This is a genomic window from Flavobacterium davisii (assembly GCF_019565505.1).
Classification (GTDB): domain Bacteria; phylum Bacteroidota; class Bacteroidia; order Flavobacteriales; family Flavobacteriaceae; genus Flavobacterium; species Flavobacterium davisii.
In genome coordinates, this window is sequence record NZ_CP067378.1 from 1,800,052 (window position 1) to 1,824,970 (window position 24,919).

General features: G+C 28.0%; 20 protein-coding genes and 1 pseudogene. 13 read left to right on the forward strand and 8 right to left on the reverse strand.

Annotation, left to right across the window (positions count from 1 at the left end):
- Positions 1-60: 60 nt before the first annotated feature.
- From JJC05_RS08725 to tatA, 4 genes are all read right to left on the reverse strand, one after another.
- Complete coding sequence (locus tag JJC05_RS08725; RefSeq protein WP_235877232.1) at positions 61-2,511, reverse strand: T9SS type A sorting domain-containing protein; 2,451 nt, start codon at positions 2,509-2,511, stop codon at positions 61-63.
- A 935-nt stretch (positions 2,512-3,446) separates the two neighbouring features.
- Positions 3,447-4,331 carry an MATE family efflux transporter gene (locus tag JJC05_RS08730; RefSeq protein WP_235877233.1) on the reverse strand — a complete coding sequence of 295 codons (885 nt, stop codon included), beginning with the start codon at positions 4,329-4,331 and terminating at the stop codon, positions 3,447-3,449.
- A gap of 3 nt (positions 4,332-4,334) precedes the next feature.
- Positions 4,335-5,291: a CZB domain-containing protein gene (locus JJC05_RS08735; protein WP_105196843.1), complete on the reverse strand. Its 957-nt coding sequence runs from the start codon at positions 5,289-5,291 to the stop codon at positions 4,335-4,337.
- 1,649 nt (positions 5,292-6,940) lie between these two features.
- The gene (gene tatA / locus JJC05_RS08740; RefSeq protein WP_088393321.1) at positions 6,941-7,117 is read right to left on the reverse strand and encodes a twin-arginine translocase TatA/TatE family subunit; all 177 of its coding nucleotides are present in this window, start codon (positions 7,115-7,117) and stop codon (positions 6,941-6,943) included.
- Positions 7,118-7,521: 404 nt separating this feature from the next.
- Here tatA and JJC05_RS18225 point away from each other — a divergent pair, with 404 nt between their 5' ends.
- The 6 genes and pseudogenes from JJC05_RS18225 to JJC05_RS17135 all read left to right on the forward strand — a co-directional run bounded on the left by JJC05_RS18225 (position 7,522) and on the right by JJC05_RS17135 (position 13,776).
- The gene (locus JJC05_RS18225) at positions 7,522-7,749 is read left to right on the forward strand and encodes a hypothetical protein (protein ID WP_309597290.1); all 228 of its coding nucleotides are present in this window, start codon (positions 7,522-7,524) and stop codon (positions 7,747-7,749) included.
- Positions 7,749-9,230: a GH3 family acyl-acid amido synthetase gene (locus JJC05_RS08750; RefSeq protein WP_105196841.1), complete on the forward strand. Its 1,482-nt coding sequence runs from the start codon at positions 7,749-7,751 to the stop codon at positions 9,228-9,230. The genes JJC05_RS18225 and JJC05_RS08750 overlap by 1 nt, the downstream gene beginning before the upstream one ends.
- A gap of 167 nt (positions 9,231-9,397) precedes the next feature.
- Positions 9,398-10,801 (forward strand): type II CRISPR RNA-guided endonuclease Cas9, encoded by a 1,404-nt coding sequence (cas9, locus tag JJC05_RS17120; protein ID WP_258928310.1) that lies wholly within the window; start codon positions 9,398-9,400, stop codon positions 10,799-10,801.
- A gap of 17 nt (positions 10,802-10,818) precedes the next feature.
- Entirely contained in the window at positions 10,819-11,499 is a 681-nt protein-coding gene (locus JJC05_RS17125) for a hypothetical protein (RefSeq protein ID WP_258928312.1), read from the forward strand.
- A pseudogene (gene cas9, locus JJC05_RS17130) lies at positions 11,466-12,841 on the forward strand (type II CRISPR RNA-guided endonuclease Cas9). The gene JJC05_RS17125 and the pseudogene cas9 (JJC05_RS17130) overlap by 34 nt, the downstream one beginning before the upstream one ends.
- Positions 12,745-13,776 (forward strand): hypothetical protein, encoded by a 1,032-nt coding sequence (locus JJC05_RS17135; RefSeq protein ID WP_258928314.1) that lies wholly within the window; start codon positions 12,745-12,747, stop codon positions 13,774-13,776. The pseudogene cas9 (JJC05_RS17130) and the gene JJC05_RS17135 overlap by 97 nt, the downstream one beginning before the upstream one ends.
- Before the next feature lie 298 nt (positions 13,777-14,074).
- On the opposite strand, the gene JJC05_RS08760 is transcribed toward JJC05_RS17135, so the two are convergent.
- On the reverse strand, positions 14,075-14,212 hold the full coding sequence (locus JJC05_RS08760; RefSeq protein ID WP_164849063.1) for a hypothetical protein: 138 nt from the start codon (positions 14,210-14,212) through the stop codon (positions 14,075-14,077).
- A gap of 1,568 nt (positions 14,213-15,780) precedes the next feature.
- Here JJC05_RS08760 and JJC05_RS08765 point away from each other — a divergent pair.
- The gene (locus JJC05_RS08765) at positions 15,781-16,404 is read left to right on the forward strand and encodes a carboxypeptidase-like regulatory domain-containing protein (protein WP_235877234.1); all 624 of its coding nucleotides are present in this window, start codon (positions 15,781-15,783) and stop codon (positions 16,402-16,404) included.
- A gap of 14 nt (positions 16,405-16,418) precedes the next feature.
- Positions 16,419-16,640, forward strand: a complete 222-nt coding sequence (locus tag JJC05_RS08770; RefSeq protein WP_235877235.1) for a hypothetical protein — start codon at positions 16,419-16,421, stop codon at positions 16,638-16,640.
- Between the two features lie 147 nt (positions 16,641-16,787).
- Here JJC05_RS08770 and JJC05_RS08775 read toward each other — a convergent pair whose 3' ends face one another.
- Positions 16,788-17,120 (reverse strand): single-stranded DNA-binding protein, encoded by a 333-nt coding sequence (locus JJC05_RS08775; protein ID WP_088393439.1) that lies wholly within the window; start codon positions 17,118-17,120, stop codon positions 16,788-16,790.
- 443 nt (positions 17,121-17,563) lie between these two features.
- Between JJC05_RS08775 and JJC05_RS08780 the strand changes: the two genes are divergently transcribed.
- The 4 genes from JJC05_RS08780 to JJC05_RS08795 all read left to right on the forward strand — a co-directional run bounded on the left by JJC05_RS08780 (position 17,564) and on the right by JJC05_RS08795 (position 21,638).
- The gene (locus JJC05_RS08780) at positions 17,564-17,917 is read left to right on the forward strand and encodes a hypothetical protein (protein ID WP_235877236.1); all 354 of its coding nucleotides are present in this window, start codon (positions 17,564-17,566) and stop codon (positions 17,915-17,917) included.
- Positions 17,914-18,642 carry a Rossmann-fold NAD(P)-binding domain-containing protein gene (locus JJC05_RS08785; protein WP_258928321.1) on the forward strand — a complete coding sequence of 243 codons (729 nt, stop codon included), beginning with the start codon at positions 17,914-17,916 and terminating at the stop codon, positions 18,640-18,642. Before JJC05_RS08780 ends, JJC05_RS08785 begins: the two co-directional genes overlap by 4 nt.
- Positions 18,643-18,742: 100 nt before the next feature.
- The gene (locus JJC05_RS08790; RefSeq protein WP_105196837.1) at positions 18,743-19,645 is read left to right on the forward strand and encodes a DMT family transporter; all 903 of its coding nucleotides are present in this window, start codon (positions 18,743-18,745) and stop codon (positions 19,643-19,645) included.
- Between the two features lie 49 nt (positions 19,646-19,694).
- Positions 19,695-21,638, forward strand: coding sequence for a S9 family peptidase (locus JJC05_RS08795; protein ID WP_105196836.1), 1,944 nt, complete (start codon positions 19,695-19,697; stop codon positions 21,636-21,638).
- 48 nt (positions 21,639-21,686) lie between these two features.
- Here the strand turns inward: JJC05_RS08795 and JJC05_RS08800 are convergent, their stop codons facing one another.
- The gene (locus tag JJC05_RS08800; protein ID WP_105196835.1) at positions 21,687-22,199 is read right to left on the reverse strand and encodes an acyl-CoA thioesterase; all 513 of its coding nucleotides are present in this window, start codon (positions 22,197-22,199) and stop codon (positions 21,687-21,689) included.
- 215 nt (positions 22,200-22,414) lie between these two features.
- Positions 22,415-23,374, reverse strand: coding sequence for an HU domain-containing protein (locus JJC05_RS08805; RefSeq protein WP_088393427.1), 960 nt, complete (start codon positions 23,372-23,374; stop codon positions 22,415-22,417).
- Between the two features lie 207 nt (positions 23,375-23,581).
- Here JJC05_RS08805 and dprA point away from each other — a divergent pair, with 207 nt between their 5' ends.
- Positions 23,582-24,682 carry a DNA-processing protein DprA gene (gene dprA, locus JJC05_RS08810; RefSeq protein WP_105196834.1) on the forward strand — a complete coding sequence of 367 codons (1,101 nt, stop codon included), beginning with the start codon at positions 23,582-23,584 and terminating at the stop codon, positions 24,680-24,682.
- Positions 24,683-24,919: the final 237 nt, after the last annotated feature.

The window sequence follows — 24,919 nt, forward strand, 5'->3', positions numbered from 1 at the left end:
ATACTGAGCTTGTCGAAGTGTCTTGGAATTTGGGATTTTAATTATTAGGATTTTTAAAGTTTATTGTTTAATAAACTTTTTAGTTATTTCTTCTTTATCCGTTTTGATTTTAATTATATACAATCCTGCTGGTAATTCATGAACATTTATAGTTGTATTTATATCTTCATGTATGATCTTACCTTCTAAATTTAGTATTTGGATAGAAGAGATAAAATAGTTATTATCTAAACTAATGTTTAAAATATCATTAGTTGGATTTGGAAAAATAGAAGCATGGGTACGACTTATTTCAAAAGTATTATTTTCGGCTTCTTTGGCAACAGTAATTTTAGGTAAACTAGAGTTATTATATAAACTTATTAAGTAAGCGGTATCCGTAGAGTTGTTATAGTTATTGAAATGGCCTGAGACTAAAATTTTTCCGTTGCGAAGAGGGGTAATAGATAAGACAGAATTATTAAAACCATTTTCTGTAATGAATGTACTGTCTTTAGTTCCATTAGGATTTAAACGGATAATATAATTTTCTTGATTTTCGTTAAAACTCGTAAAAGACCCTCCAACAATAATTTTTCCATCTGTTTGTATTAGCATAGTAGAAGGTGAACTGTTAAAACCAGTTCCAATGTTAAATGTTGTGTCTCGAGTACCATTTGTATTTAATCTCACGAAATAATTTGCAGAGGAATTGTTAAAATTGGAGAAGTAACCACTAATTAAAATTTTATCATCAGCTTGTAAAGTAATATTGTTTACAGCAGCATCAAAGCCAGTACCAGTATTAAATAACGTATCTTTAACCCCATCTGCTTTTAATCGAATTATATTTTTTTCAGTTTCACCATTATATGAATTAAATTCACCTCCAACAATTAAATTTCCATTCGTTTCTAAAGCCATTGTTAATACATCTGTATCAAAACCAGTACCTGTGTTAAATGTAGTATCAATACTACCATTGGAATTTAGTTTAATAATTCGGTTAGCAGTAACTTCATTATATTGTGTAAATTCACCTCCTACAAATATTTTTCCATCAGGTTGTAAAAGAATAGTATTAATATTTCCATCAAATCCAGTTCCTGTATTAAACGTTATATCCTTAGTTCCATTAGAGTTTAAACGAATAATATGATTTTCTGTAACTCCTTTGTAAGTACTAAAAGAGCCTGCAACAATTAATTTTCCATCTGGTTGAACTACAATTACTGATACATTTTTATCAAATCCATTTCCTATATTGAAAGATGTGTCTTTAGATCCATTAGGATTTAGACGGATAATATAGTTTGATAAATTGTTTTTATAACGTGTAAAATGACCACCCAAAACTATTTTTCGATCCTTTTGTTCTACTGCGGCTAGTACGGTCTTGTCAAAACCTATATTAGGGTTAAAGTTTAAATCAAATGTTCCATTTGTATTTATTGAAACTATATTATTAGCTGAATATCCTTGATTATAAATAGAGAAATATCCTCCAGCTATAATTTTTCCACATGGAAGAAGTGAAAGACAAATAAGGCTTCTTTTACAACTCCCCGTGCTAAAATTGTTGTCTTTTTTCCCATCAGGATTTAAACGAATTATATTTGTTTCTATGGGGCCAACATGTACATAAGGTTTTCCTATTACAGCTATTACAATTTTTCCATCATTTTGAATTGCTAATGATCGTATAGCACCATCAAACACTACATCTGTATTAAAAGTCGCATCTTTTGATCCATCATTAGTTAATCGAATTAAATATTTTTGAGAAACACCATTAAAATTTTTAAAATTGCCTCCAACAATAATTTTCCCATCGGTTTGTATAGCAATAGAGTTAATTGTACTATCAAAACCACTACCATTATGAAAACTATTATCTTTTGTACCATTTGTATTGATACGTATAAAATTATTTACGTTCTGACCTTTGTATGTTGAAAATAAACCTGTAACTAAAATTTTTCCATCAGCTTGAAGTGCCATATCAGTCACTAAATTATTAAATCCCGTATCTGTTATAAATGAAGTATCGCTAGAACCATTACCATTTAACCTAGCTATTTTATTTTGAATGGATCCATTATAAGTGTTAAAATTGCCTCCAACAATAATTTTTCCATTGGGTTGTACAAGTACTTTAGTTACACTAGCATCAAATCCAGTTCCAATTATAAAACTATTATCTTTAGTTCCATTACTATTTAGTCGTATAATTTTATTTTGGCTTGCTCCATTATAAGTGGTAAAATGTCCGCCTATAAGTATTTTTCGATCAGGTTGTACAGCAATACAAGTTATATCATCGTTAAGAAGTATTGTTGTAGAAAAAGACTTGTCTATCGTACCATTACCATTTAATCGTACTATTTTTTTGACTGGTTGTCCAGCATATTTATGAAAAGTACCCGCTACAAGTATTTTTCCATCAGGTTGTACAGTAATAGTACTTACTGTACCATCAAATCCATTTGTTGAACCAAATTTTTGTGCAATTTGTCCGAGGATTTTGCGCATTACCAATAAGTGTAAAGAACATTAAAAGATATAAATATGTTTTCATAAGTTGTATTTAAATTTCTAAATTAGATAAATAAGCCTATAAAAACAAGTAAAATATAAATATCTGTAAATAAGGTAAATAATATAAAAATTAAGCGTTTTAATTGATGAATATAAAATCTTTATTTCTGATTTTGGATGAGACTTTTGGATGAGGATAAAAGGAATAAAGAATACAAAATATAAAGAAATTGGTTCTTCAGTTTTGGCTTTATTTAATAAAGAGACACAGTACTAAAAAAGAATGCTTTTTTGTATGACAAATAATTTCGTGTAAATAAAAAAATCGCTCCTAAGAACGATTTTTTTATTTATTTAAATTTCTGATTTTTTTAAGTAATTTCTTCTAAATATTTTATAGAAAATAATATTTAAGGCTAGGTAGACGAATAGTATAGAGAATGTTATCAATATATTTTGTTCTTGATAAGGCATATTTAAAATTCCTACAAAAAGTACTATGTTTAAAAAAATAACTTGTAAATAACTTTTACTAAAAGGTAGTATATTATATTTTGTATATACATAGTATGTTTTAAAAATATTATATAAAACAATAGAAGTAGTAGAACTGATAGCAACACCTAACAGACCTAATTGTGTAAATTTTAAAAAGTAAATAACCATAGTTAAATTTAGTAATAACAAAATAGCTACAATAAATAAATTAAATTTAAAGTATTTAGAATAAGCAATAATTTCGCTATTAAAACCTGTAGCTACATTACTAAAAGCGCCTAAGCATAAAATCCAAACAATAGTTTCTATATTTAAAAACTGATTTTGTGGATCTAAGGTATTTTTTATATAAGGTAAACTTATAAGAATAACACCTATAAATATTAAAGAATAGAAGGAAGCATGATAAGTAGAACTTTTATATAATTTACTTAGTAAATAAATTTTCTTTTTAAAAGTAATTTCGAAATGGCAACACCATAAATAGCATTTATACCTGTAGTATGCATAAAAATGATGGAGGTTAATGTTGTTAAAATAGAATATAAACCATTTTCACTCATCGATAAGTAGCTGGGAACTATAATACTATCAATTCTGTTTATCAATAGCAACGCAAAAGAACCTAAAAAGCTAAAAAAACAATATTCAAAAAATTCTCTTATACTCACCTTCTCAAATAAGAAATAGTATTTGAGAGAAAAATTAGTATTACTTTCTTTGGTTACATAAAAGTGCATAATGAACGTTAATACAGCATAACAAATAACATAAAATAAAAGAAGTTCATTATTTGGAATTACCTTTATATAATTTAAATAAAATAAGACAGGTAAAAATAACCGAGGGGCAACTTTTTCTAAAATTATAACAAAACTTACCCGATTATATATGATAGATACACTTTTGGTTAAATCTATCAGGGCTAAAATTAAACCCAGTATAAGACCAAATTCATAATAGACGGCATTATTAAAAGGTTTCAGTTTATTTGTTATAATAAAACCTATGAAAAAAATGAAAAAAATTCCAATTGATATTAATAAGGAAGTTCCATGTAATTTAGGAACATGAAACTTCTCAAAATAAGGTGTAAATTTTACTAAACTTTGTGCTAATCCAAAAAGAAAAAATGGAAAAACAAAATAACCGATAGTTTCTACGTATTTAATTTCACCTAATACACTTAGAGATTTAGGAAATAAGAAAAAACCAGCGATTATACTTAGGAATAAGCCTAAATAATTTGCAGTAGAATACCAGTAGAGTTTTATTTTTCTACTGTTGTTAAGGATTTTTGGGGCTAAAAAACGCATGATTTACAAACTAATATTAAATAGTTTACCTAACCAAGTTCTTTTTTCAGCACTTTTAATAGAATCGCGTCCTGTTATGATAAGGTTTTGAATATATTCATCCATAGTACGATTACGTTCTTCTAAAAAGTTATTTAAGAAAGAAATACCACTCGATTCTCCTTTTTTGGCTTCTATTATTTTAACTTCTTCGTACAAAGGAATGATGAATTTAGCTAAAATAGCATTGTTAACGCCTGATAATTTTACGGTAATATCAACTATTTCGTCATCAACTATAGCAGGTATAAAGTCAGCAATAGCCCAAATGAATTTACCGTTATAAGTAACAAACTTTAAAATTTTAGTATTTCTTTCTGTTATTTTATTATCTTCAATTATTATTTTTTCAATAGATTTTGGAATATCAGGATGAAGTATAGAATTAAAATTTTTACCAATCAAATCTTTATTTTCAAAACTTGAAACTTCAGTAAAATACGCATTTACATATTCAATTTCATTATTTGGTAAGATTTTTATTACAAGCGTGTTGCTTTTATCCCAAGGAGCGGCATCATCTAATAATTTAACAGGAATCTCTCTTTCTACTACTTTTGTTAAACCAATATTTAGTTTATTCTCAGCTTCATCTAAAAGTGTTACAATTTCTTGAGAAGTACTAGACAGATCTAAATATAATTCTTCTGCAATTGCTTTATTGCCTAATTTATGTTCAACATAAATTTCTTTAGCAAGTTTATGAAGTTTAACATGTTTTACATCAAATCTTTGGATTTCTTCTAATTCCCCAAACTCGTCGCGACCTTCTGACTCAAACCATTTTCCTAAACGACATTGTAAGTGTGATACAATTTCACTTTCAGCTAATTCTATTTTGTCATCTAACAAGTCCCTCATTTTGTGCATCCAACCCAAATGATCTAAACGTGCTTGTTCAAAGCTAATTTTCATTTCCATATCAAGTAATTATTTAGTTTTTTAGTACAAAAATAATAATTATAAATATTGTCTTAAAATCTTTCAGTTAGTTTTATTATAAATTCATTAAACAAGTTATTTGTTATTAATATAATCAAAAAATCCTTGAAAAAATCAATTATATAAATTAATGATATTTTAGTAATATTTCAGATTTATAGTTTATTTAGATATTAAAGATTATCTTAAAATGTAATTTATTAAAATTTTATTCAAAATAATAAAACTTTTTTAAAAAAGTTAAAAATAAAAATATTTTTACGTTAATTGTTATGTCTTGTTTTTTATTGTTGATTGATATAGATGAGTCCTTAATTTAATATAAAAGTACTTTTATTCCAGTAGACTGTATCCTACTCTCCTTCTTATTTTAAGCTAAATACATTATAAATTTATATTTTAAAAAGGACTTTTTATAGTATATCATCTTTTTTATTTCTATATCTTATAAAAATTCAATTTGTGTTTGGTATTTAAATATAGAAATAAGAACTATATTCACTTAGCTCAGACAATATAAAATAATATGAAAACGTCTGTGAAAGTAGGAGTAACTGGTATTTAAAAACAATCAACTGAATAAATTATTGAAAAAAATCAAGAAGAAAAGAGGAGATTAATTTAAGAGAAGATAAAGAATGAAAAGTTTTGATTATATCGAAATCTAGAAAAATACCTAATATGTGCTCAGTTCGGATTTGATTATGTCATGAGAATTACGTTAAAGAAGATTAGCCGTAACAATCAAAATCAAGAATTTTGGATTAATTACAAGTTTAGTGGTAATGAACTCAATTCGAAATTAGGGATAATAGTAATATAAAAGAAGAAAATATGTTTCCATTAGTTCTGGAGTTAGGTATAGTTCTTTTTTTTTAAATAGATCTTTCATAACCTTGCTACTCAATTTTGAATAGATGAGTTACAATGTTTTGTATGTGCAGATGATGAGGGGGGTAAAAGGGAAAAGTAACCGCTATGGTATTGTTGCTACTCTCACAATATTTTCAATAGGTACGTATATGAGTTAGAATTTCGGATTTTAGAGAAGTGTATGAAATCGTTTCAAAACAACTGAAATAAAAATAGTTGGTATACAATACAAATATCTTATTCAAATGCGGAGGTAATAAAAGATGATTTACAAAATAATAAGATAAATCGAAGAATTTACCAGAATCAAAAAAACATTAATAAATCTCAGTTAAATAATAAGAGGTTTTGTTTTTGACCGTGTTTATCACAATATTACTGCTATATCGCCATCATTTGAAGTATTGGTTAACTTGTTACCACAAATTATTGCAAGTTTCAATATCTGTAACTGCAATTTTTAACATATAACCACAAATACATGAAATACTGATTACTTCTAGTATTTCATGTATTTTCATTCATTCCTCCTTGAAATTTTTTAAATTTTCTAAGGATTGTTTTTTAAGAGTTATATTACAATATGTAAAAAACTATATACCCATTTTTGAAGGATTCAGAATAACAGTACTTTTCTTGATAACTCCTGATTCTTGATGATGTTTAATTCTTTTATAGATTTGGAGTATAAGAAAGCCCTATCATAGCCCCACCATATTTTACTGAAAGGGTACAATCTGGCTGTACAATATTACTTACTCTTTAGTTTCTTCTTCTTTCTTTGTTGCAGTATCTTCTCCTTTAGAAGCTTTTTTGAATTCGTTCAAACCACTTCCTAAACCTTTCATTAATTCAGGAATTTTTTTACCGCCAAATAATAATAACAAAGCTGCAATTATTAGTATAATTTCAGTTGGACCTAATCTTCCCATATTCTTAAAAATTTCGCAAAAGTTGCATTTAAATTAAGATGCAAAGATAATAAAGAAAAAACTCAAATGTAATTTTTAACGAATTATTATTCATATACCCAACAGCAATTCTATTTTCCTATATTTGTGATACGTATAAATTGGGTTTATGTCGATACTTAAAAAATTTAACCGCAAAGATTTTTTTGATAAAATTATTACAAAAAGACGTTTAATTATCTTAAATGAAGATACTTTTGAAGAGCAGTTTTCACTTCGATTGACTATTTTGAATGTTTTTTTATTACTATCTATTGGAGCAATTTTTTTGATTTCGATAACTACCTATATTATTGCCTTTACAACTTTGAGAGAATATATTCCAGAGTTATTCCTCAACCGAATTAAAAGAAAAAGCACTGTTATTGGGGTTAAAATCAGATTCATTAGATTTTGAGATAAAAAAGAATAATGCTTATATAGAATCAGTTAAAAAAGTATTAACAGGTGATCTAGAATATGCCAAAGTAAACAAAGATTCTATTTTAGCTTCTGATTATGTTGATCCATCAGAATATGACATGCAAGTATCTGAAGAAGAAAAAGAATTGCGAAAACAAGTAGAAGCAGCAGCAAAAAAAGATAGTAAATAATGTCTATAAAAAGTATTGGAGCAAAATTATTTGCTTCCTTCATTCATCATAAGACCCAAAAATGGGTAAATAAACCAATAGAAACCCAACAAAAAGTTTTTGATCAACTTATCCAAAAAGCAAAACACACACAGTTTGGTAAAGATCACCAATTTGAACAAATACAATCATTTGATGATTATGTTCAAAAAGTTCCTGTTCGGGATTATGAAGAATTACGTCCCTATATAGACCTTGTAGTCAAGGGACAAGAAGATATTCTTTGGATCGGTAAACCCATTTACTTTGCCAAGACTTCTGGAACAACTTCTGGAGCAAAATATATTCCGTTAACAAAAGAATCGATGCCGTATCATATAGAGGCAGCACGGAATGCAATTTTGGAGTATGTATACGAAACAGGAAAAGCGGATTTTGTTAATAAAAAAATGATTTTTTTACAAGGGAGTCCAATTCTAGAAGAAAAAAATGGAATTAAATTAGGAAGACTTTCAGGAATTGTGGCGCATTATGTGCCTAAATATTTGCAAAAAAATAGAATGCCTTCTTGGAAAACCAATTGTATAGAAGATTGGGAAACTAAAGTAAATGCTATAGTTGAAGAAACTTTTCAAGAAGATATGGCTATTATTTCTGGAATTCCATCTTGGGTACAAATGTATTTTGAAAAACTTTCAGAAAAAGCTAAAAAACCAGTTGGAGAGGTTTTTAAAAACTTCAATTTATTTATTTATGGCGGAGTGAATTACGAACCGTACCGAGCAAAATTTGAAAACTTAATAGGCCGTAAAGTCGATGCTATTGAATTGTTTCCAGCATCCGAAGGTTTTTTTGCATACCAAGATTCTCAAAAAGAAAAAGGAATGCTTTTATTATTGAATTCTGGAATTTTTTATGAGTTTATAAAAGCGGAGGAATTTTTTACTGAAAAACCTAAAAGATATACCATTGGAGAAGTAGAGCTTGGGATAAACTATGTACTAATTATATCTACCAATGCGGGACTTTGGGCCTACAATATAGGAGATACAGTACAATTTACTTCCTTAAGTCCGTATAGAGTAATAGTTTCAGGACGTATCAAACATTATATTTCAGCTTTTGGAGAACACGTTATAGGCAAAGAAGTAGAAAATGCTTTGCAAGAAGCTATGGAAGGTACAACAGTGCGAGTAAATGAATTTACAGTAGCGCCTCAAATTAATCCCACAGAAGGGTTACCTTATCATGAATGGTTGATTGAATTTGAAAATAAACCTCAAGATTTAAATGCCTTTGCCTTAAAGATAGACGCTGCCATGCGTAAACAAAATGTATATTATGATGATTTAATTGCTGGTCACGTATTAAGAACTCTTCTAATTACTGAGGTAAGAAAAGATGGCTTTCAAGAATATATGAAATCAATCGGAAGATTGGGCGGACAAAACAAACTACCACGTTTAAGCAATGATCGTAAAATAGCCACTTTCTTTAAATAAAAATAGCCTCCTAGTTATAGGCAAGAGGCAACCTAAATGTTTTCACAACGGAATAATCCTTATTGTGAATTGCTTTCAAATTTTGTTATACGAATATACATTTTTTTGATTTAAAAAAATAGTTTTAGTTTCTTTTTATAATAATATTGTTATAAATAAATAAACTAATGAATAAATTTAACTTAGGATTAGATATAGGAACCAATTCTATAGGTTGGGCTCTGATAAATGAAGACTATGAAAATAAAAGAGGTAAAATACTAGGAGCAGGTAGTAGGATTATACCTATGACACAAGATGTTTTGGATAAATTTGGTTCAGGAACTATTACCGAAACACAAACAGCTTTACGAACAGATTATCGTAGTAAACGAAAACTAATACAACGATTTTTATTAAGAAGAGAACGTTTGCATAGAGTTTTAAATGTACTTCATTTTTTACCTAAGCATTATGCTGAAAATATTGATTTTGAAAAACATTTAGGAAAATTCTTACCAAATACAGAACCTAAATTAGCATACAAACAAAATCAATTTATTTTTGAAAATTCTTTTCATGAAATGCTAAAAGAATTTTATGAAAAATATCCAGATCTTTTTTTAAATAATAAGAAAATTCCTTACGATTGGACTATTTATTATCTGCGAAAAAAAGCACTTCATCAGAAAATAGAAAAAGAAGAATTAGCTTGGTTATTACTTCAGTTTAATCAAAAAAGAGGCTATAATCAATTAAGAGATGAAGATGAAGAAAATAGCCCTAATAAATTAGTCGAATTTTACTCCTTACAAGTTATAGAGGTTGTAGCAGATGAAGTTAAAGGAGGAAATGAAAAAATATGGTATAGTATTAACCTAGAAAATGGATGGATTTATAGAAGAGAAAGTAAAATTCCATTATTTAATTGGAAAGGAAAAATAAAAGATTTTATTGTAACTACTGATCTGAATCAAGATGGTTCAATCAAAGAAGATAAAGACGGAAAAGAAAAAAGAAGCTTTAGATCTCCTAGTGAAGGTGATTGGACTTTGCTTAAAAAGAAAACAGAAAAAGAAATTCTAGAATCAGGAAAAACTCTAGGAACTTATATTTATGACGCATTACTTAATAATCCAGATCTTAAAATTAAAGGCGCTTTTGTAAGAACTATTGATAGAAGTATTTATAAAGAAGAACTTTTACAAATTATTACGAAACAAAAAGAGTACCATCCCGAATTAAATAACACTAAACTCTATAAAGCTTGTTTAGAAGAATTATATCCTAAGAATGAAATATATAAAAATGTATTAAAAAACAAAGATATTGCGTACCTTTTTATTAACGATATTTTATATTATCAACGTCCTTTAAAAGCTCCAAAATATAATATTGGAAAATGTACCTATGAAAGTCGTACATTTAAAAAAGAAGGTAAAAAATTACAGAATTTATCCCAGCAGTTGTTAAATCACATCCATTATTTCAAGAATTTCGGTTATGGCAATGGATCAAAAATCTCAAGATATATGAAAAATTATCCAATGATAATTACACTAATTTTTTCCTCAAAGATGAGCAAGATCTAGAAAATCTTTTTGATTTCTTGTGGAATAAAAAAGAAATTGACCATAAAGGGCTCTTAGAATATTTAATAAAAACGAAATTCCCAGATTTAAAAACCAAGCAAATTAAAAATAAAATAAAAGAATATCGTTGGAATTATGTGTACGATCATGAAAAAGATGAATCCAAAAACTATCCCTGTGGTGAAACCTATTTTTTAATAAAAAACAGATTAGATAAAATCAATAACATTCAAAATGATTTTTTAACTCAAAAAAGACTTTATCATCTTTGGCATATAATTTATTCCGTAACAGATAAAAAACAATACGAAAAAGCCTTAACAAAATTTGCTATCAAGAATAAACTTGATGTAAAACTTTTTGTTAATACTTTCAAGAGAATACCTCCTTTTAAAAATGATTATGCCATTTACTCTTTAAAAGCAATAAACAAATTATTACCCCTAATGCGATTGGGTAAGTATTGGAGTTATGACAATATTGATACAATTACAAAGCAAAAAATTCAATCTATTATTAATGGAGAAGTAGATGACACCATTTCTACCTTAGTAAGAGAAAAAACAAGTAATTTTTCTAAAGAAGATAATTTTAAAAATTTACCAATTGGATTAGCAGGACATATAATATATAATAGTCATAATGAAAGTACTGAAATTGAAAAATGGAAATCGCCTCAAGATATCGATATTTTTTAAAAAAATTTAAAAGACATGCCTTAAGAAATCCGATTGTAGAACAAGTCGTAACAGAAACGCTTCGCGTGGTAAGAGATATATGGATTAAGAAGGGAGAAGGTAAAAAAGATTTTTTTAACGAAATACATATAGAATTAGGAAAAGATCTAAAAAATCCGGTTGATAAACGTAGAAAAATATCCAGTACTAATTCCAAACATGAATCCACAAATATCAGAATAAAGGCACTCCTTACAGAGTTACTTAATGAAGGCGTTGAACACGTAAAACCAAACTCAACCAAACATCAAGAACTTTTGAAAATATTTGAAGAAGGAATTTTAAATTCAGGAATTGAAATAGAAGAAGAAATTATAAAGATCAGTCAGATTGCGCAGCCAACCCAAAAGCAATTGCAACAATATAGAATTTGGTTAGAACAACAATATAAATCGCCCTACACAGGTCAGATTATACCTTTGAGTAAGCTATTTACACCTAATTATGAAATAGAACATATTATACCTAGAAGCAAATATTATGATGATAGCTTGTTTAATAAAGTAATATGTGAAACGGAAATTAATAGATTAAAAAATAATCAATTAGGATACGAGTTTATTAGTACTCATGAAGTAAGAGAGATAACTTTAGAAGATGGTAAAACAATAAGATTATTAAGCCCAAAGCAATATTTAGAGTTTGTTAATACACATTATGCAAAAAATAAAATAAAAAGAAAAAACCTTTTATTGGAAGAACTTCCTATAGAAATGGTTGAAAGACAGTTAAATGACACACGTTACGTAAGTAAATATGTCATGCAATTATTGTCTAAAATAGTTAGAAAAGAAGATGGAACAGATAACGGAACAAACTCAATAAATATCTTATCCGTTTCAGGAAAAATGACTAGAGCACTTAAAAATGATTGGGATCTTAACGATGTTTGGAATGATTTACTATTATATCGTTTTGAAAGATTAAATACTATCACAAAAACAAATTTATTTACGACCTATAACGAACAAAAAGAAAAAATGACTCCTATAGTACCTGATCAATACATAAAGGGATTTCGTAAAAAAGATTGGATCATCGTCATCATGCTCTAGATGCTATTGTCATAGCTTGTATAACTCGTCATCATATTAACTATATGAATAACCAAAATGTACAAGGGGAAAAATTTAAAAATATAAAAATAGATAAAGAAAACTATCGTGAAATATTTCAAAAAACAAGATTGGATTTAAGAGCACAATTATGCGAAAAAAATATAATAAACAAGATCAAACAAAATACAATTGGGTCTTTACAAAACCTTGGACGGATTTTAGCCAAGAAACTAAAGATATTCTAGAGTTTATGATCCCATCTTTTAAACAAAATTTGAGAATTATAAACAAAACGGTAAACTATTACGAAAAATATAATGAAAACGGAAAAAAAGTAAAAGTAAGGCAAACAAAAGGAGATAATTGGGCCATTCGTAAACCATTACATAAAGAAACGGTTTCAGGAAAAGTATATTTGTCTTACAAAACACCAACAAAAGGTAAAATTTTAACAGCAACTCGTAAATTCCTAGATTCTAGTATAGATTTTAAATCCATTGAAAAAATAACAGATACAGGAATTCAAAAAATACTTAAAAAGTATTTAGAATACAAAGGAAGTTCAGAATTAGCCTTTTCACCTGAAGGAATAGAAGAATTGAATACTAATATAGCACAATATAATGATGGTTTTGATCATAAACCTATTTATAAAGTACGTATTTATGAAGAAGGAGTAAAATTCCCTCTAGGAATTAAAGGAAATAAAAAAAATAAATACGTAGAAGCTGAAAAAGGAACTAATTTATTTTTTGCTATTTATAAAAATGAAGAAAATGATCGTTATTTTGAAACAATCCCTTTTAATGACGTTTTAGAAATGCTAAAGCAAGGACTACCTGCTGTTCCTCAAAGAAATCAAGAAGGGAATCATTTAGTTTTTGCATTATCTCCTCAAGATTTAGTATTTGTACCTACACCAGATGAAATAGAAAATCCAGATATTGTAGATTTCAAAAATTTGACAAAAGAACAAACAAGTAGAATTTATAAAATGGTGAGTTCCTCCGGAAAACAATGTTTTTTTATTAAAGCGGAAATAGCATCATCTATTGTAAATAAAATGGAGTTTACTAGCTCTAATAAAATGGAAAACGCTATTGAAGGAACTCAAATTAAATCTACATGTTGGAAGCTCAAATTAGATAGATTAGGAACGATTACAAGAGTAACTAAATAATATATATTATTTAATGATAGATAAAAAGGATTTTGAATAAAAGAATCTTTATATTTTTCTTTGGTAAAATGTATCAATAAAATTAAGATTCAAGACCTCCTTATTTTTAATTTTAATCCCGTTTTAAGAGTTTACTCTTAAAAACGGGTTTTATATTTTTTAAACCCAGATCCCGTATTAGATTTCGTGATGAAGATGAAAAGGGAAGAAAAAAATATACGGAATTTTTTCTTGTAGATCTAAGGGGCAGAAACCGTAATCTAATTCACTTTGAGTTTAACGCGTAATTCTATCTAACTTATTTTAAGTAATTGATAAAAATTAAAATCTCTAATTTGATTTTATCTTGTCCTATGGCTACAAAATGAGAACGTGATCCGACATTAATTGCTGCCACATTGGGATTTACAATTCGCATTTTTTCGAAACTTTTCATAAATTTTCTTTTTATTAAAATGCGAGGAAATGTAATATCTTAGCTAAAATTATTCTATACGAGATAACATGATGTTTGATCATTGATTGTCTCAAAGGGCTTCCATTTGGAAGCCTTTTTACATTTCAGCCAAAATTTGGAGGGGATAAATTCATCATTTTTTACATAGGCTTTGCTCGCAAGTGCAAGTTAGCTCTCATTTGTCAAAGAATAATACTTTCTTGAAATCTGGGTTAAATATATTGAAGGATGCCATTTCAAGAAGTAAAAATCTAAAAAAATAAATTATAGTTTCACCTTCAATATTTCAAAAATTAGTTTGGAAATTATTCTTATTAAAGTGTAGAAAAGACTTAAGTATTTACTCGTGAATCGGTCTATTAATTTCGTTTTTATTTACTATTAAATTTTTAAAAAGTACTACTGTTTGTCTCTTCAATCTAGTAAAACCAAATAGACATAAAAATCCTGTACATTCTACTTTTCTGCTTCATTACAAAGATTAACAGATGATCGGTTTTAAGAAAGGAGAAAGAGTGCAAAAATAAGTTAAAACAAGCATTTTTATTACCAAAAAAACGAGTTATAGAAGTTTTTTATTAATAATAAGATAAAAAACTTCATCAACCAATAACTCTTACAACTTTTAATTTATTTAGAATAAATATTAAAGCATCTGATTGTCAATTTTCTTTTAATAGAGACTAACTCATTATGAAAATATCAAGATTTGAAAGCAATTCACAACAAATAAAAAAACTGATTAAAAGGGTTTTAAGCTGTGACATGTCACAAAGATACAAAAATTTGAAAGCAATTTACAACTGTAATATCTGTTAAAAAAATCATAACGTAAGATGTAATTTCTTACAAAAATAAAAAAATAAGTTGAATAAACAAATGTGTGTTTTAAAAAATAAAACAAAATGTTAATAAAATATTCTTAAAAATAATGGATTATATGCCTGATTTAGACTATAACTGTCTGATATGTTACAAGTTTAGAATGAAATAAAAAGTAAATAATTATAACTTAAATAAATTATTTCTGTTTATTCTAATAGAGCGTTAGTTCCACGTGAAAACACTGGCCATTTTTTAAAATCAGATTTTTCGATAAATTTTGTAATGAAGATAAAGAAGGAAAGAAAATAAAAATACACAGAAATTTTTTCTTACACATTTTGAGATTAAAAAGTAATAACTTAATGTATTATTTTTTAATTCAATCAAAGAAAAAGTTGTACTATCAGTACTATGTAATATGATTTGACTTCATCTATTCACTTCGAGTTTTCCTTTGAATGATTGAAAAGATTCCGACCTTTTAGGACAACCTAATTAAAGACAAAAGATGAGTGTTTTTTTAAATTCAAAGTATTTTTTATTTGTACTGAATTCTAACGCAGAATCCAAGTTAAATTAGAAAAGAAATAAACTAGATTTCTAATATGGAATTTGAGTTTAAGATATATTGGTTTTTTAGCCTTTTAAACGGAAGTGATATGAAATAGTATTCATAAGATAATTGTACTTTTATCATTTTAAAAAGTCTTTTAAATTAAATTATGAAAAAAATATTAATATTCCTTTTAGTAACAACAACAATGGCTACTGCTCAAGTAAAAGGAAAGGTGGTTAATCTTGATAATCAACCGATTCCTTATGTAAATATTGGAGTGCAAAATGAAACTATAGGTACTACATCAGATGAAGATGGGAGTTTTTATTTGCCTATAAAACAAGAAAAAATGATTGTATTTTCAGCATTAGGTTATGAAAAAAAAATAATATCATCTTCAGCTATTCAAACAGTACAACTTGTTTCAACTACTTATGAACTAAATGAAGTGGTTGTTATGAATAAAAAGGAAACAAAGACATTTGAGTTATCATTCAATAAAGGAATTGCTCAGGCATTTGAAAATGGACCAAAAATAGAAGCTGTTTATTTTCCTTATGAATCGAAAATTAAGAAAAACAGGTATTTAAAAAAAATTGGATTATTTACAGAAAGTAATATCGAAACAGCTACTGTTAAAATACATTTTTATAAGGTAACTTCTAGTGAATTACCGGGTGAAGAGCTATTAACAAAAGATTTGATTGTTCAGGTCAAAAAGGAAGTCGAAAATCCTATTTTGATTTATCGGATTATAATCTTGTTTTTCCAAAAGAAGGACTATTTGTAGCAGTAGAACGTTTATTGATAGAAAAAAATAAATGGATTAAAAATAGTATGGCCATTGATGGTACACTAAAAACACAAACGGTTTACTATCCTTTACTTTTTTATAATTTTGTAGAAAAAGATTTTATTTATACATACTATGGAGGTAATTGGTATAAAGAATTTAAAAAGACAACAGATTTTACCACAAAAAATCGAGTTTTTGAACCCGCAATTAGCCTAGTATTAACCAATTAAAAACATCTTTTAATTTTGTATTTCAGTAATTCTAATGATCTTAAGAAAACGGATAAATATTAGGAATAGATTTAGAGATTATAATTTAAATGAGTACAATTTGTGGGATAGTGTCTATATCAATTTAAATTATAATCTCTCTAGTTTTTATTTATTCATTAGTAATAATTCATTTATAACTATTTCTGTTGAGTTGCGTTTTTCTCCATTTTTATCTTCCCAATTTTTATAAGTTAGTTTACCTTCTACCATTATTTCTTTGCCTTTATTGACAAAATTTTCAATAATTTCAGCAGTTTTCCCCCAAGCTGTAATATGATGCCACTGTGTATCCGTTACCTTTTCTTTATTTTCGTTATAATATACCTCGTTTGTTGCCAATGTTAGTTTAGCTAATTTTCTTCCTCCCTCAAGGATTTTAATTTCGGGTTCTTGTCCTACATGACCAATTAATTGTACTTTGTTTCTTAATGCATTCATGGCGTTTAAAATTTAATGTTAGTATTAATCTAAAAATCATTTATTCTTTCGTTTATTCAACATTGCAAATTTGTAGCATTTTTTTATAATGATTCGGTCTCTCATCATTTATTATCGGTTGTAATTATTTGTTGTCGTTTACAAATAATTTTTTAGTATCTTTATATTTTTAATTTTAAAGCAATAACTATTTGAATAATAGTGATTTGTTTGTTTTTTTATTTAGATTACAAAAATATTTTGTGCTTATTAATTTAAAGATGTAATTCTTTTATCTTTTTTGAAGGTAATATGTGAGTTATGATGTAAATTGTGTATAAGAAGTTATCCAAAAGCTTTTCAGATGCAAAAGAATATATTTAATATCCTTAAGTTTGAAGAAATAGCAAATTAAAAAAATATTAGAGTTGGATTGAATAGATAATCACAAAATAGCAATAGATATGAAACAATGTTTGGAATGCCATGAAAACTTTATGGGTCGAGAAGATAAAAAGTTTTGTACTGACGCATGTCGTAATGCTTATAACAATCGCATGAATAAAGATTGTACCAATCTAATGCGTAATATTAACAATAAACTTCGTAAAAATTATCGTGTATTAACTGAACTTAATTCAGACGGTAAGACTAAAATAAACCGCACGAAGTTAATAAGTAAAGGATTTGATTTTGAGTATTTCACTTCAATATATACCACTAAAACGGGTAACATTTATTATTTCTTATATGATCAAGGATATAGAGCGATCGAAAATGATTTTTACATTTTAGTTAAAAAGAATCTTGAAAAATGATTAATACAAATAAAACAATTTCTATTTTAGGTTGTGGTTGGTTGGGATTACCCTTAGCAGAAAGTTTAAACCTTAAAGGATTCTCAATAAAAGGATCCACAACATCTTTAGATAAATTAGAGATTTTAGATAAATTAAATGTTAAACCCTACTTAATTCAACTATCCGAAGATAAAATTACAGGAACTATTTCAGAATTTTTAGAAGAATCAGATATTTTAATTATTACTATACCTCTTAATTTGCGAAAGGTCAACCATGAAAATTTCGTTATTAAAATAAAACACCTTATACCTCATATAGAAGCGGCGGGTATATCAAAAGTCCTTTTTGTAAGTTCTACTTCTGTATATGGAGATACGTCTGAATTGGTTACCATAACTGAAAATAATGTTGCTATTCCTTCTACAGAAGGAGGTAAACAATTACTAGAAGTAGAACAAATATTACAAAAAAATCAAAATTTTAAAACAACTGTTATACGTTTTGGAGGTTTGATAGGATGCGATAGGCACCCTATAAAATATTTAGCAGGGAAAGAAAACTTAGAAAATCCAGAAGCTCCAGTTAACTTAATCCATCAAAAAGAAGCTCTATCCATTATTGAAAAAATAGTAAATCGTAATAATTCAGATAAAATATGGGGAATGACGTTAAATGCTGTCGCTCCATTTCATCCTACACGAAGAGAATATTATACAAAAAAAGCAATAGAAAAAAATTAGAAATACCCAAGTTTGTCAACTCAAAAGCACAAGGGAAAATAATAAATTCAATCTTTTTAATAAATGAATTATCATACAAATTTAATTTAGATCTCTATTAATGAAACTAATTCAAAAAATACAATCCCTAGGATTACCTATTTTAGCTCTTATATGGGTTTGCTTTTTTTTTGGAACAACTTGGTTGGCTTCAAAACAAGGAGTAAAAGTAATGCCTGCTTTACAATTAGCTGCTATCCGACAGTTTATAGCGGCCTTTTTTTATATAAGTTATTTTTGGTTTAAAAAAGTTCCATGGCCTAAAGCCAAGCAATGGAGAACTATTTTTATTTTGAGTATTTTAAACTTTGTACTGAGCAACGGACTGAGTACTTGGGGGGTAAAATATATTTCCAGTGGATTAGGAGCTGTAATAGGTGCTATTTTTCCATTATGGATCGTAATTATTAGTTTTTTTAATGGAGAAAGATTATCAAAATTAGCTGTAGTTGGCTTATTAGTGAGTTTTAGTGGTGTATGTATCGTGTTTTTTGATTATTTAACGGATTTTATTAAACCTGATTTTCAATTGGGTATTTTTCTTTCCGTTTTAGCTACAATTACTTGGGCTATAGGTAGTATGTATACTAAAAAGAAAGCAAAAAATTTTAATCCTTATTTCAGTATAGGACTCCAAATGCTTATTTCTAGTATCTTACTTTTTGCATATACAGGTGCTACAGGAACGTCCATAAGCCTATTTCAAATTCCATCCCAAGCGTGGTGGTCTATTGCTTATTTAGTTGTGTTTGGTTCTATTACTACTTTTATAGCTTTAATATATATATTGCAACACTTACCTACAGAAGTAAGTAGTATTTATGCTTATGTAAATCCTATTGTTGCTGTAATTTTAGGAGCAATTATTTTTAATGAACCCTTTACTATTACTTTATTAATAGGTGTTGTTGTTGTTATTCTTGGAATTTATCTTATTAATAGAGGTATTAAAAAAGGATCATAATACAACATAATATATATTCCCTAACTTAAAAATCAATCAATATTTAAATATGAAGAAAACATCATTACAGTTGTTCGTGCTTTCCCTAGCGATTCATACAATAGCACAAGACAAAAAAAATGTAGTTGTACCGAATGAAAATTTAATTACAGAAAACATTGCCCCCATATCCAAAGAATTAGTTCAAAAGGTTAAAAAATATACAGAAACACGAGGAGCCAGTTTATCAGCAATACATCCTATAAAAGAAGAAGTAATTATATCTACTCGATTTGGTTCAACAAATCAATTACATAAAGTAATACAACCTTTAGGCGCTCGTAAACAAATTACTTTTTTTGAAGAACCTATTGTTGCAGCATCTTATGAGCCAACCAAAGGAGAGTATTTGGTTTATAGTCGTGATACAGGAGGAAATGAGTTTGGACAATTATATAAGTTAGACCTAAAGACAGGACAATCAAATTTGTTGACAGATGGAGGACGTTCTCAAAATGGAAATATAATATGGGAAAAAGAAGGAGTTGGATTTTATTTTTCTTCAACAAAACGCAATGGAGGCGATCGTGATATTTATTATATGAATCCTAATGATCCTTCATCAACCAAATTAATTTTGGAAGTAAAAGGAGGAGGGTGGAATATTGCAGATATTTCAGAAGACGGAAAAAAGCTATTAGTAATAGAAGGTATTTCAGCTAATGAATCACATATTTGGATGTTAGATATATCAACAGGTAAACTGACACAAGTTACGAATAGAGAAGATAAGGGAGTGGTACAAACAAATGCAAATTTTTCAAAAATTACTAACGAAATTTGGTTTACAACAGATCGTGATAATGAATTTCGTCGTTTAGCAACATTTAATCTTGAAAATAAAAAAATTACATATTTTACGTCTTCTATTCCTTGGGATGTAGAAAGTTATGATTTGAATGAAGATAAAACAAAATTAGTTTTTATGACCAATGAAGGAGGGGTACATAAGTTGTATTTAATGGATACGGCAACTAAGCAAATTAAGATTATCCCTAATCTTCCAATAGGATTAACAGGAAGTGTCCGATTTACTAAAGATGGTCAGAGTATTTTCTTTTCACAATCTACAGCAGACTCTTCTTCTGATGTGTATAAACTAAATTTAAAAACTAATAAAATAATACGTTGGACAGAGAGTGAGTTAGGTGAAATGCAAAAAGCAGATATGGCAATTCCTAAATTGATTGAATGGAAAAGTTTTGATGGAATGAAAATTTCGGGCTTTTATTACCCTGCTTCAAAAAAATTTACTGGAAAAAGACCCGTAATGATTAATATTCATGGAGGACCCGAAGGGCAATCTTTAGCATCGTTTTTAGGAGCAAGTAATTATTATACAAATGAAATGGGTATAGTACTAATTTATCCTAATGTTAGAGGTTCATCAGGATTTGGAAAAACTTATTTAGCTAAAGACAATGGTTTTTTAAGAGAAGACTCTGTACAGGATATTGGAGCTTTATTAGATTGGATAGCACAACAACCAGAATTAGATAAAGATCGTATTATGATTATGGGAGGAAGTTATGGAGGATATATGACTTTAGCGACAGCTTTTCACTATGCTGATAAAATTCGTTGCAGTGTAGATGTAGTAGGAATCTCTAATTTTAATACATTTTTAAAAAATACAGAAGATTATCGTCGTGACTTACGTCGTGTAGAATATGGTGATGAACGAGATCCTAAAATGTATGATTTCTTAGATAAAATAGCACCTTTAAATAATACAAATAAAATTAAGAAACCAATGTTTATCATTCAAGGTACGAATGATCCACGTGTACCTGTAACCGAAGCTACCCAAATGCGAGATAAGTTAAAAAGTCAAGGTAATGTCGTTTGGTATTTAGAAGCAAAGGATGAAGGACATGGATTTCGTAAAAAATCAAATGTTGACTTTCAGCGTTTAGCAGTAATAAGATATATGGAAGAATATTTATTAAAATAAAAATTTTGATAAATGCCCCAAAAAGAATGTAACTTTTTGGGGCATTTATTATTGAATAAATAAAGCTTTTAATTCTGTAGCTTCATCTGGTTTCATTTTTCCAGCTAATACAAGACTTAATTGTTTTCTTCTTAAAGCAGCATCATATCGCAATTTTTCTTCTTCTGTTTGAGGAATTATCTGAGGCACTTCAACAGGTCTCCCTGTTTCGTCTACCGCTACAAATGTATAAATAGCTTCGTTCGCTTTCGTTCGATTACCTGATTCACGATCTTCGATCCATACATCCAAAAATATCTCCATAGAAGAGTTAAAAGCTCTAGAAACTTTGGCTTCAATAGTTACCACACTTCCCAGAGGAATTGAACGATTAAAAGCAACATGATTTACAGAGGCAGTCACTGTAATTCTTCTTGAATGTCTTCTAGCAGCTATACTTGCAGCACGATCCATTCTTGCTAAAAGTTCGCCACCAAATAAATTATTTAATGGATTAGTTTCACCTGGTAATACTAAGTCAGTAATAACAGTTAGAGATTCTGAAGGGGATTTAGGTTGCATAATTTAAAATTTTTGCAAAGATACAATGTTTTTGTTGTGTAAAAATTAAAAGAGAGTGTCTAAAAAGTAGTAACTAGACATTTCGTTTGTTATTTCTACGACAAGAGAAGTAACATTGTCACAATTATGTGATTTGCTCCACCTATTCACTTTGTTCGAATCTCTATTTCGTCGAAAATGATAAAATGGCAACTTTTTAGATCCCTTTTTGTGCATTATAAATTTTTTATTAATAACCAAGCTTCGGGATTGTCTTTTTCCTGAATTGTAGTTAGTTGATGTTGTGCATCCGTATAAGTAGCATAACTGCCATAAAAAACAGGAAATAAACCTTGTTCATTTTGTGGCATAATCTTAGCTTCAGAAAACCCTTTAGTTTTTAATTCATTCACCGTACGCTCAGCATTTGATAAACTTCTAAAAGAACCAGCTACTAAATGAAATGCTAATGTTTTTTCTTCAGCATGAAGAGGAACAGGATTTTCTATAAAAAAAGTAGCTTCTTGTAATTTAGTTTCTACTTCTTTTTGAACTTCCTTTTGTACCATTAACGACTTAGATTGTTCTTGTTGTTCTAGATAACCTAAATATCCAAAAGTTCCAGCTCCTATACTTACGGTTAGGACTGCTGTATATTTTAGAAAATTTTTAAAAGGATTTTTCCTTTGAGGAACCAACGTCAATGTAGTTTCCGTTTTCTCTTCCTCCTCCAGTATTGTAATAGTTTCCTGAGGAACTATTGTTTTTAGTACCTCCCGCTTAATAGTAGGGGATACCAATGAAGTAAATCCAAACGATGAGGTTAAATAATTAGTGTGCTCAAAAGCTTCAAATACAATATGATTTTCAATATTGTACTTTAAGATACCAATATTTTTTAAAACAATAAATTCACGTCTCTGCAATTTTTGCTCCCATTCTTTTACTAAAGAATCCAATTTTGCTACAGCTACCACATAACTTATTCCTTCTTGTAAGGCTATGTGATTAGCTAGTAAACCATCATTATTTTTTATATAACTATTAAACGAAACGATTTTTTTAGGAGGAAAAAAAGTAGTGGTGTTTTCTTGTACCGTAGTCGTTATAGTTTCAGTTAGAAAAGCACCCAAATTGGGTACAATTACACATTGATAACGATAGAGTAATTCGGATATATATTGTTCGATATTCATCTATTTTAAATGATATTATTAGAGGTAATTCGAGTGAAAACTAGGGTTCTTTTTTAAAAACCAAGTTGTTTGAATTAAATAAACGTAAACTACCTTCATTTTATTGGGAACAAAATTAAAAATTACAAGCCGAAATAAAAATTTTATTAACAAATGTTATCAACAATTTAAAAAATGTGTAACTTGTAGTATTATTATTTATACGCCATGTTACATACTGATTTATTTTATGCCTTAGCCCTTTTAAATACAGAAGGAGTAGGAGATATAATAGCTAAAAGATTGATATTAAATTGTGGATCTGCAGAAGAAGTCTTTAAAGCGAAACCAACCCATTTAGCCAAAATAGAAGGAATTGGAACTACATTAATACAAAATTTAAAAAAGTCAAGCTCTTTTATTAAAGCCGAAAAAGAGCAAAAATTTCTATTAAAAGAATCTATTAATGTGTGGTATTTTCAGGATTCTTTATATCCAACAAGACTAAAAGAATGTTATGATGCTCCTGTTTTGTTATTTACTACAGGAAATATACGATTAGATAATCCAAAAATTATCAGTATAGTTGGTACACGCCAAGTAACACCTCAAGGGATTGATTTTTGTAAAAACTTTATTCAAGATCTAGTTCCACTAAATCCCATTATTGTAAGCGGATTTGCTTATGGGGTAGATATAGTAGCACATCAATATGCTATAGAATACGGGTTACAAACAATAGGTGTTTTAGCACATGGTTTAAACCAAATTTATCCTAAATGTCATAAAAAATATATGCAAAAAATGGAGGAAAATGGAGGTTTTATAACTGAGTTTTGGAGTACAACTAATCCTGATAAAGAAAACTTTGTAAAACGCAATCGAATAGTAGCAGGTATTTCAGAGGCTACTTTGGTTATTGAAAGTGCGGAAAAAGGAGGATCTTTATTAACAGCTCAAATGGCTAATAATTATCATCGAGATGTTTTTGCTGTTCCCGGAAGAATAACGGATAAGTATAGTAAAGGATGTAATAATTTAATTAAGACAAATAACGCACAACTAATAACCAATGCCACAGATTTAGTTTATCATTTAAATTGGGATTTAAAAAAATCAATAAGATCAATCCAAAAACAACTTTTTGTTTCCCTAACAGATGAAGAACAATCTGTTTTTGATTATTTAAAAGGAAAAGAAAAAGAACATTTAGACAATATTGCGGCAAATTCTCAATTAACAGTCTTTAGATTATCCTCTTTATTACTTAATATGGAACTAAAGGGAGTAGTACGACCTTTACCCGGAAAATATTTTGAAGTAATTTAGATGTGGTTGAAAAAATAAATGGTAAGATGATAGTAATATTATTTAGCTATTTAATATACTTTATTGATTTAAAGCCAAATTCTGTATTAGACTTGGTTGTGAAGATGAAAAGACAAATAAAATATAAAGGCACGAAAAAAAAATTGTGCAGATATGGGAGCAAAAGCCATAATGTAACACCTCTTTTGTCACTTCGACCCAAGGGAGAAGTCAGATTATTTAGAGTATGTGATTTTC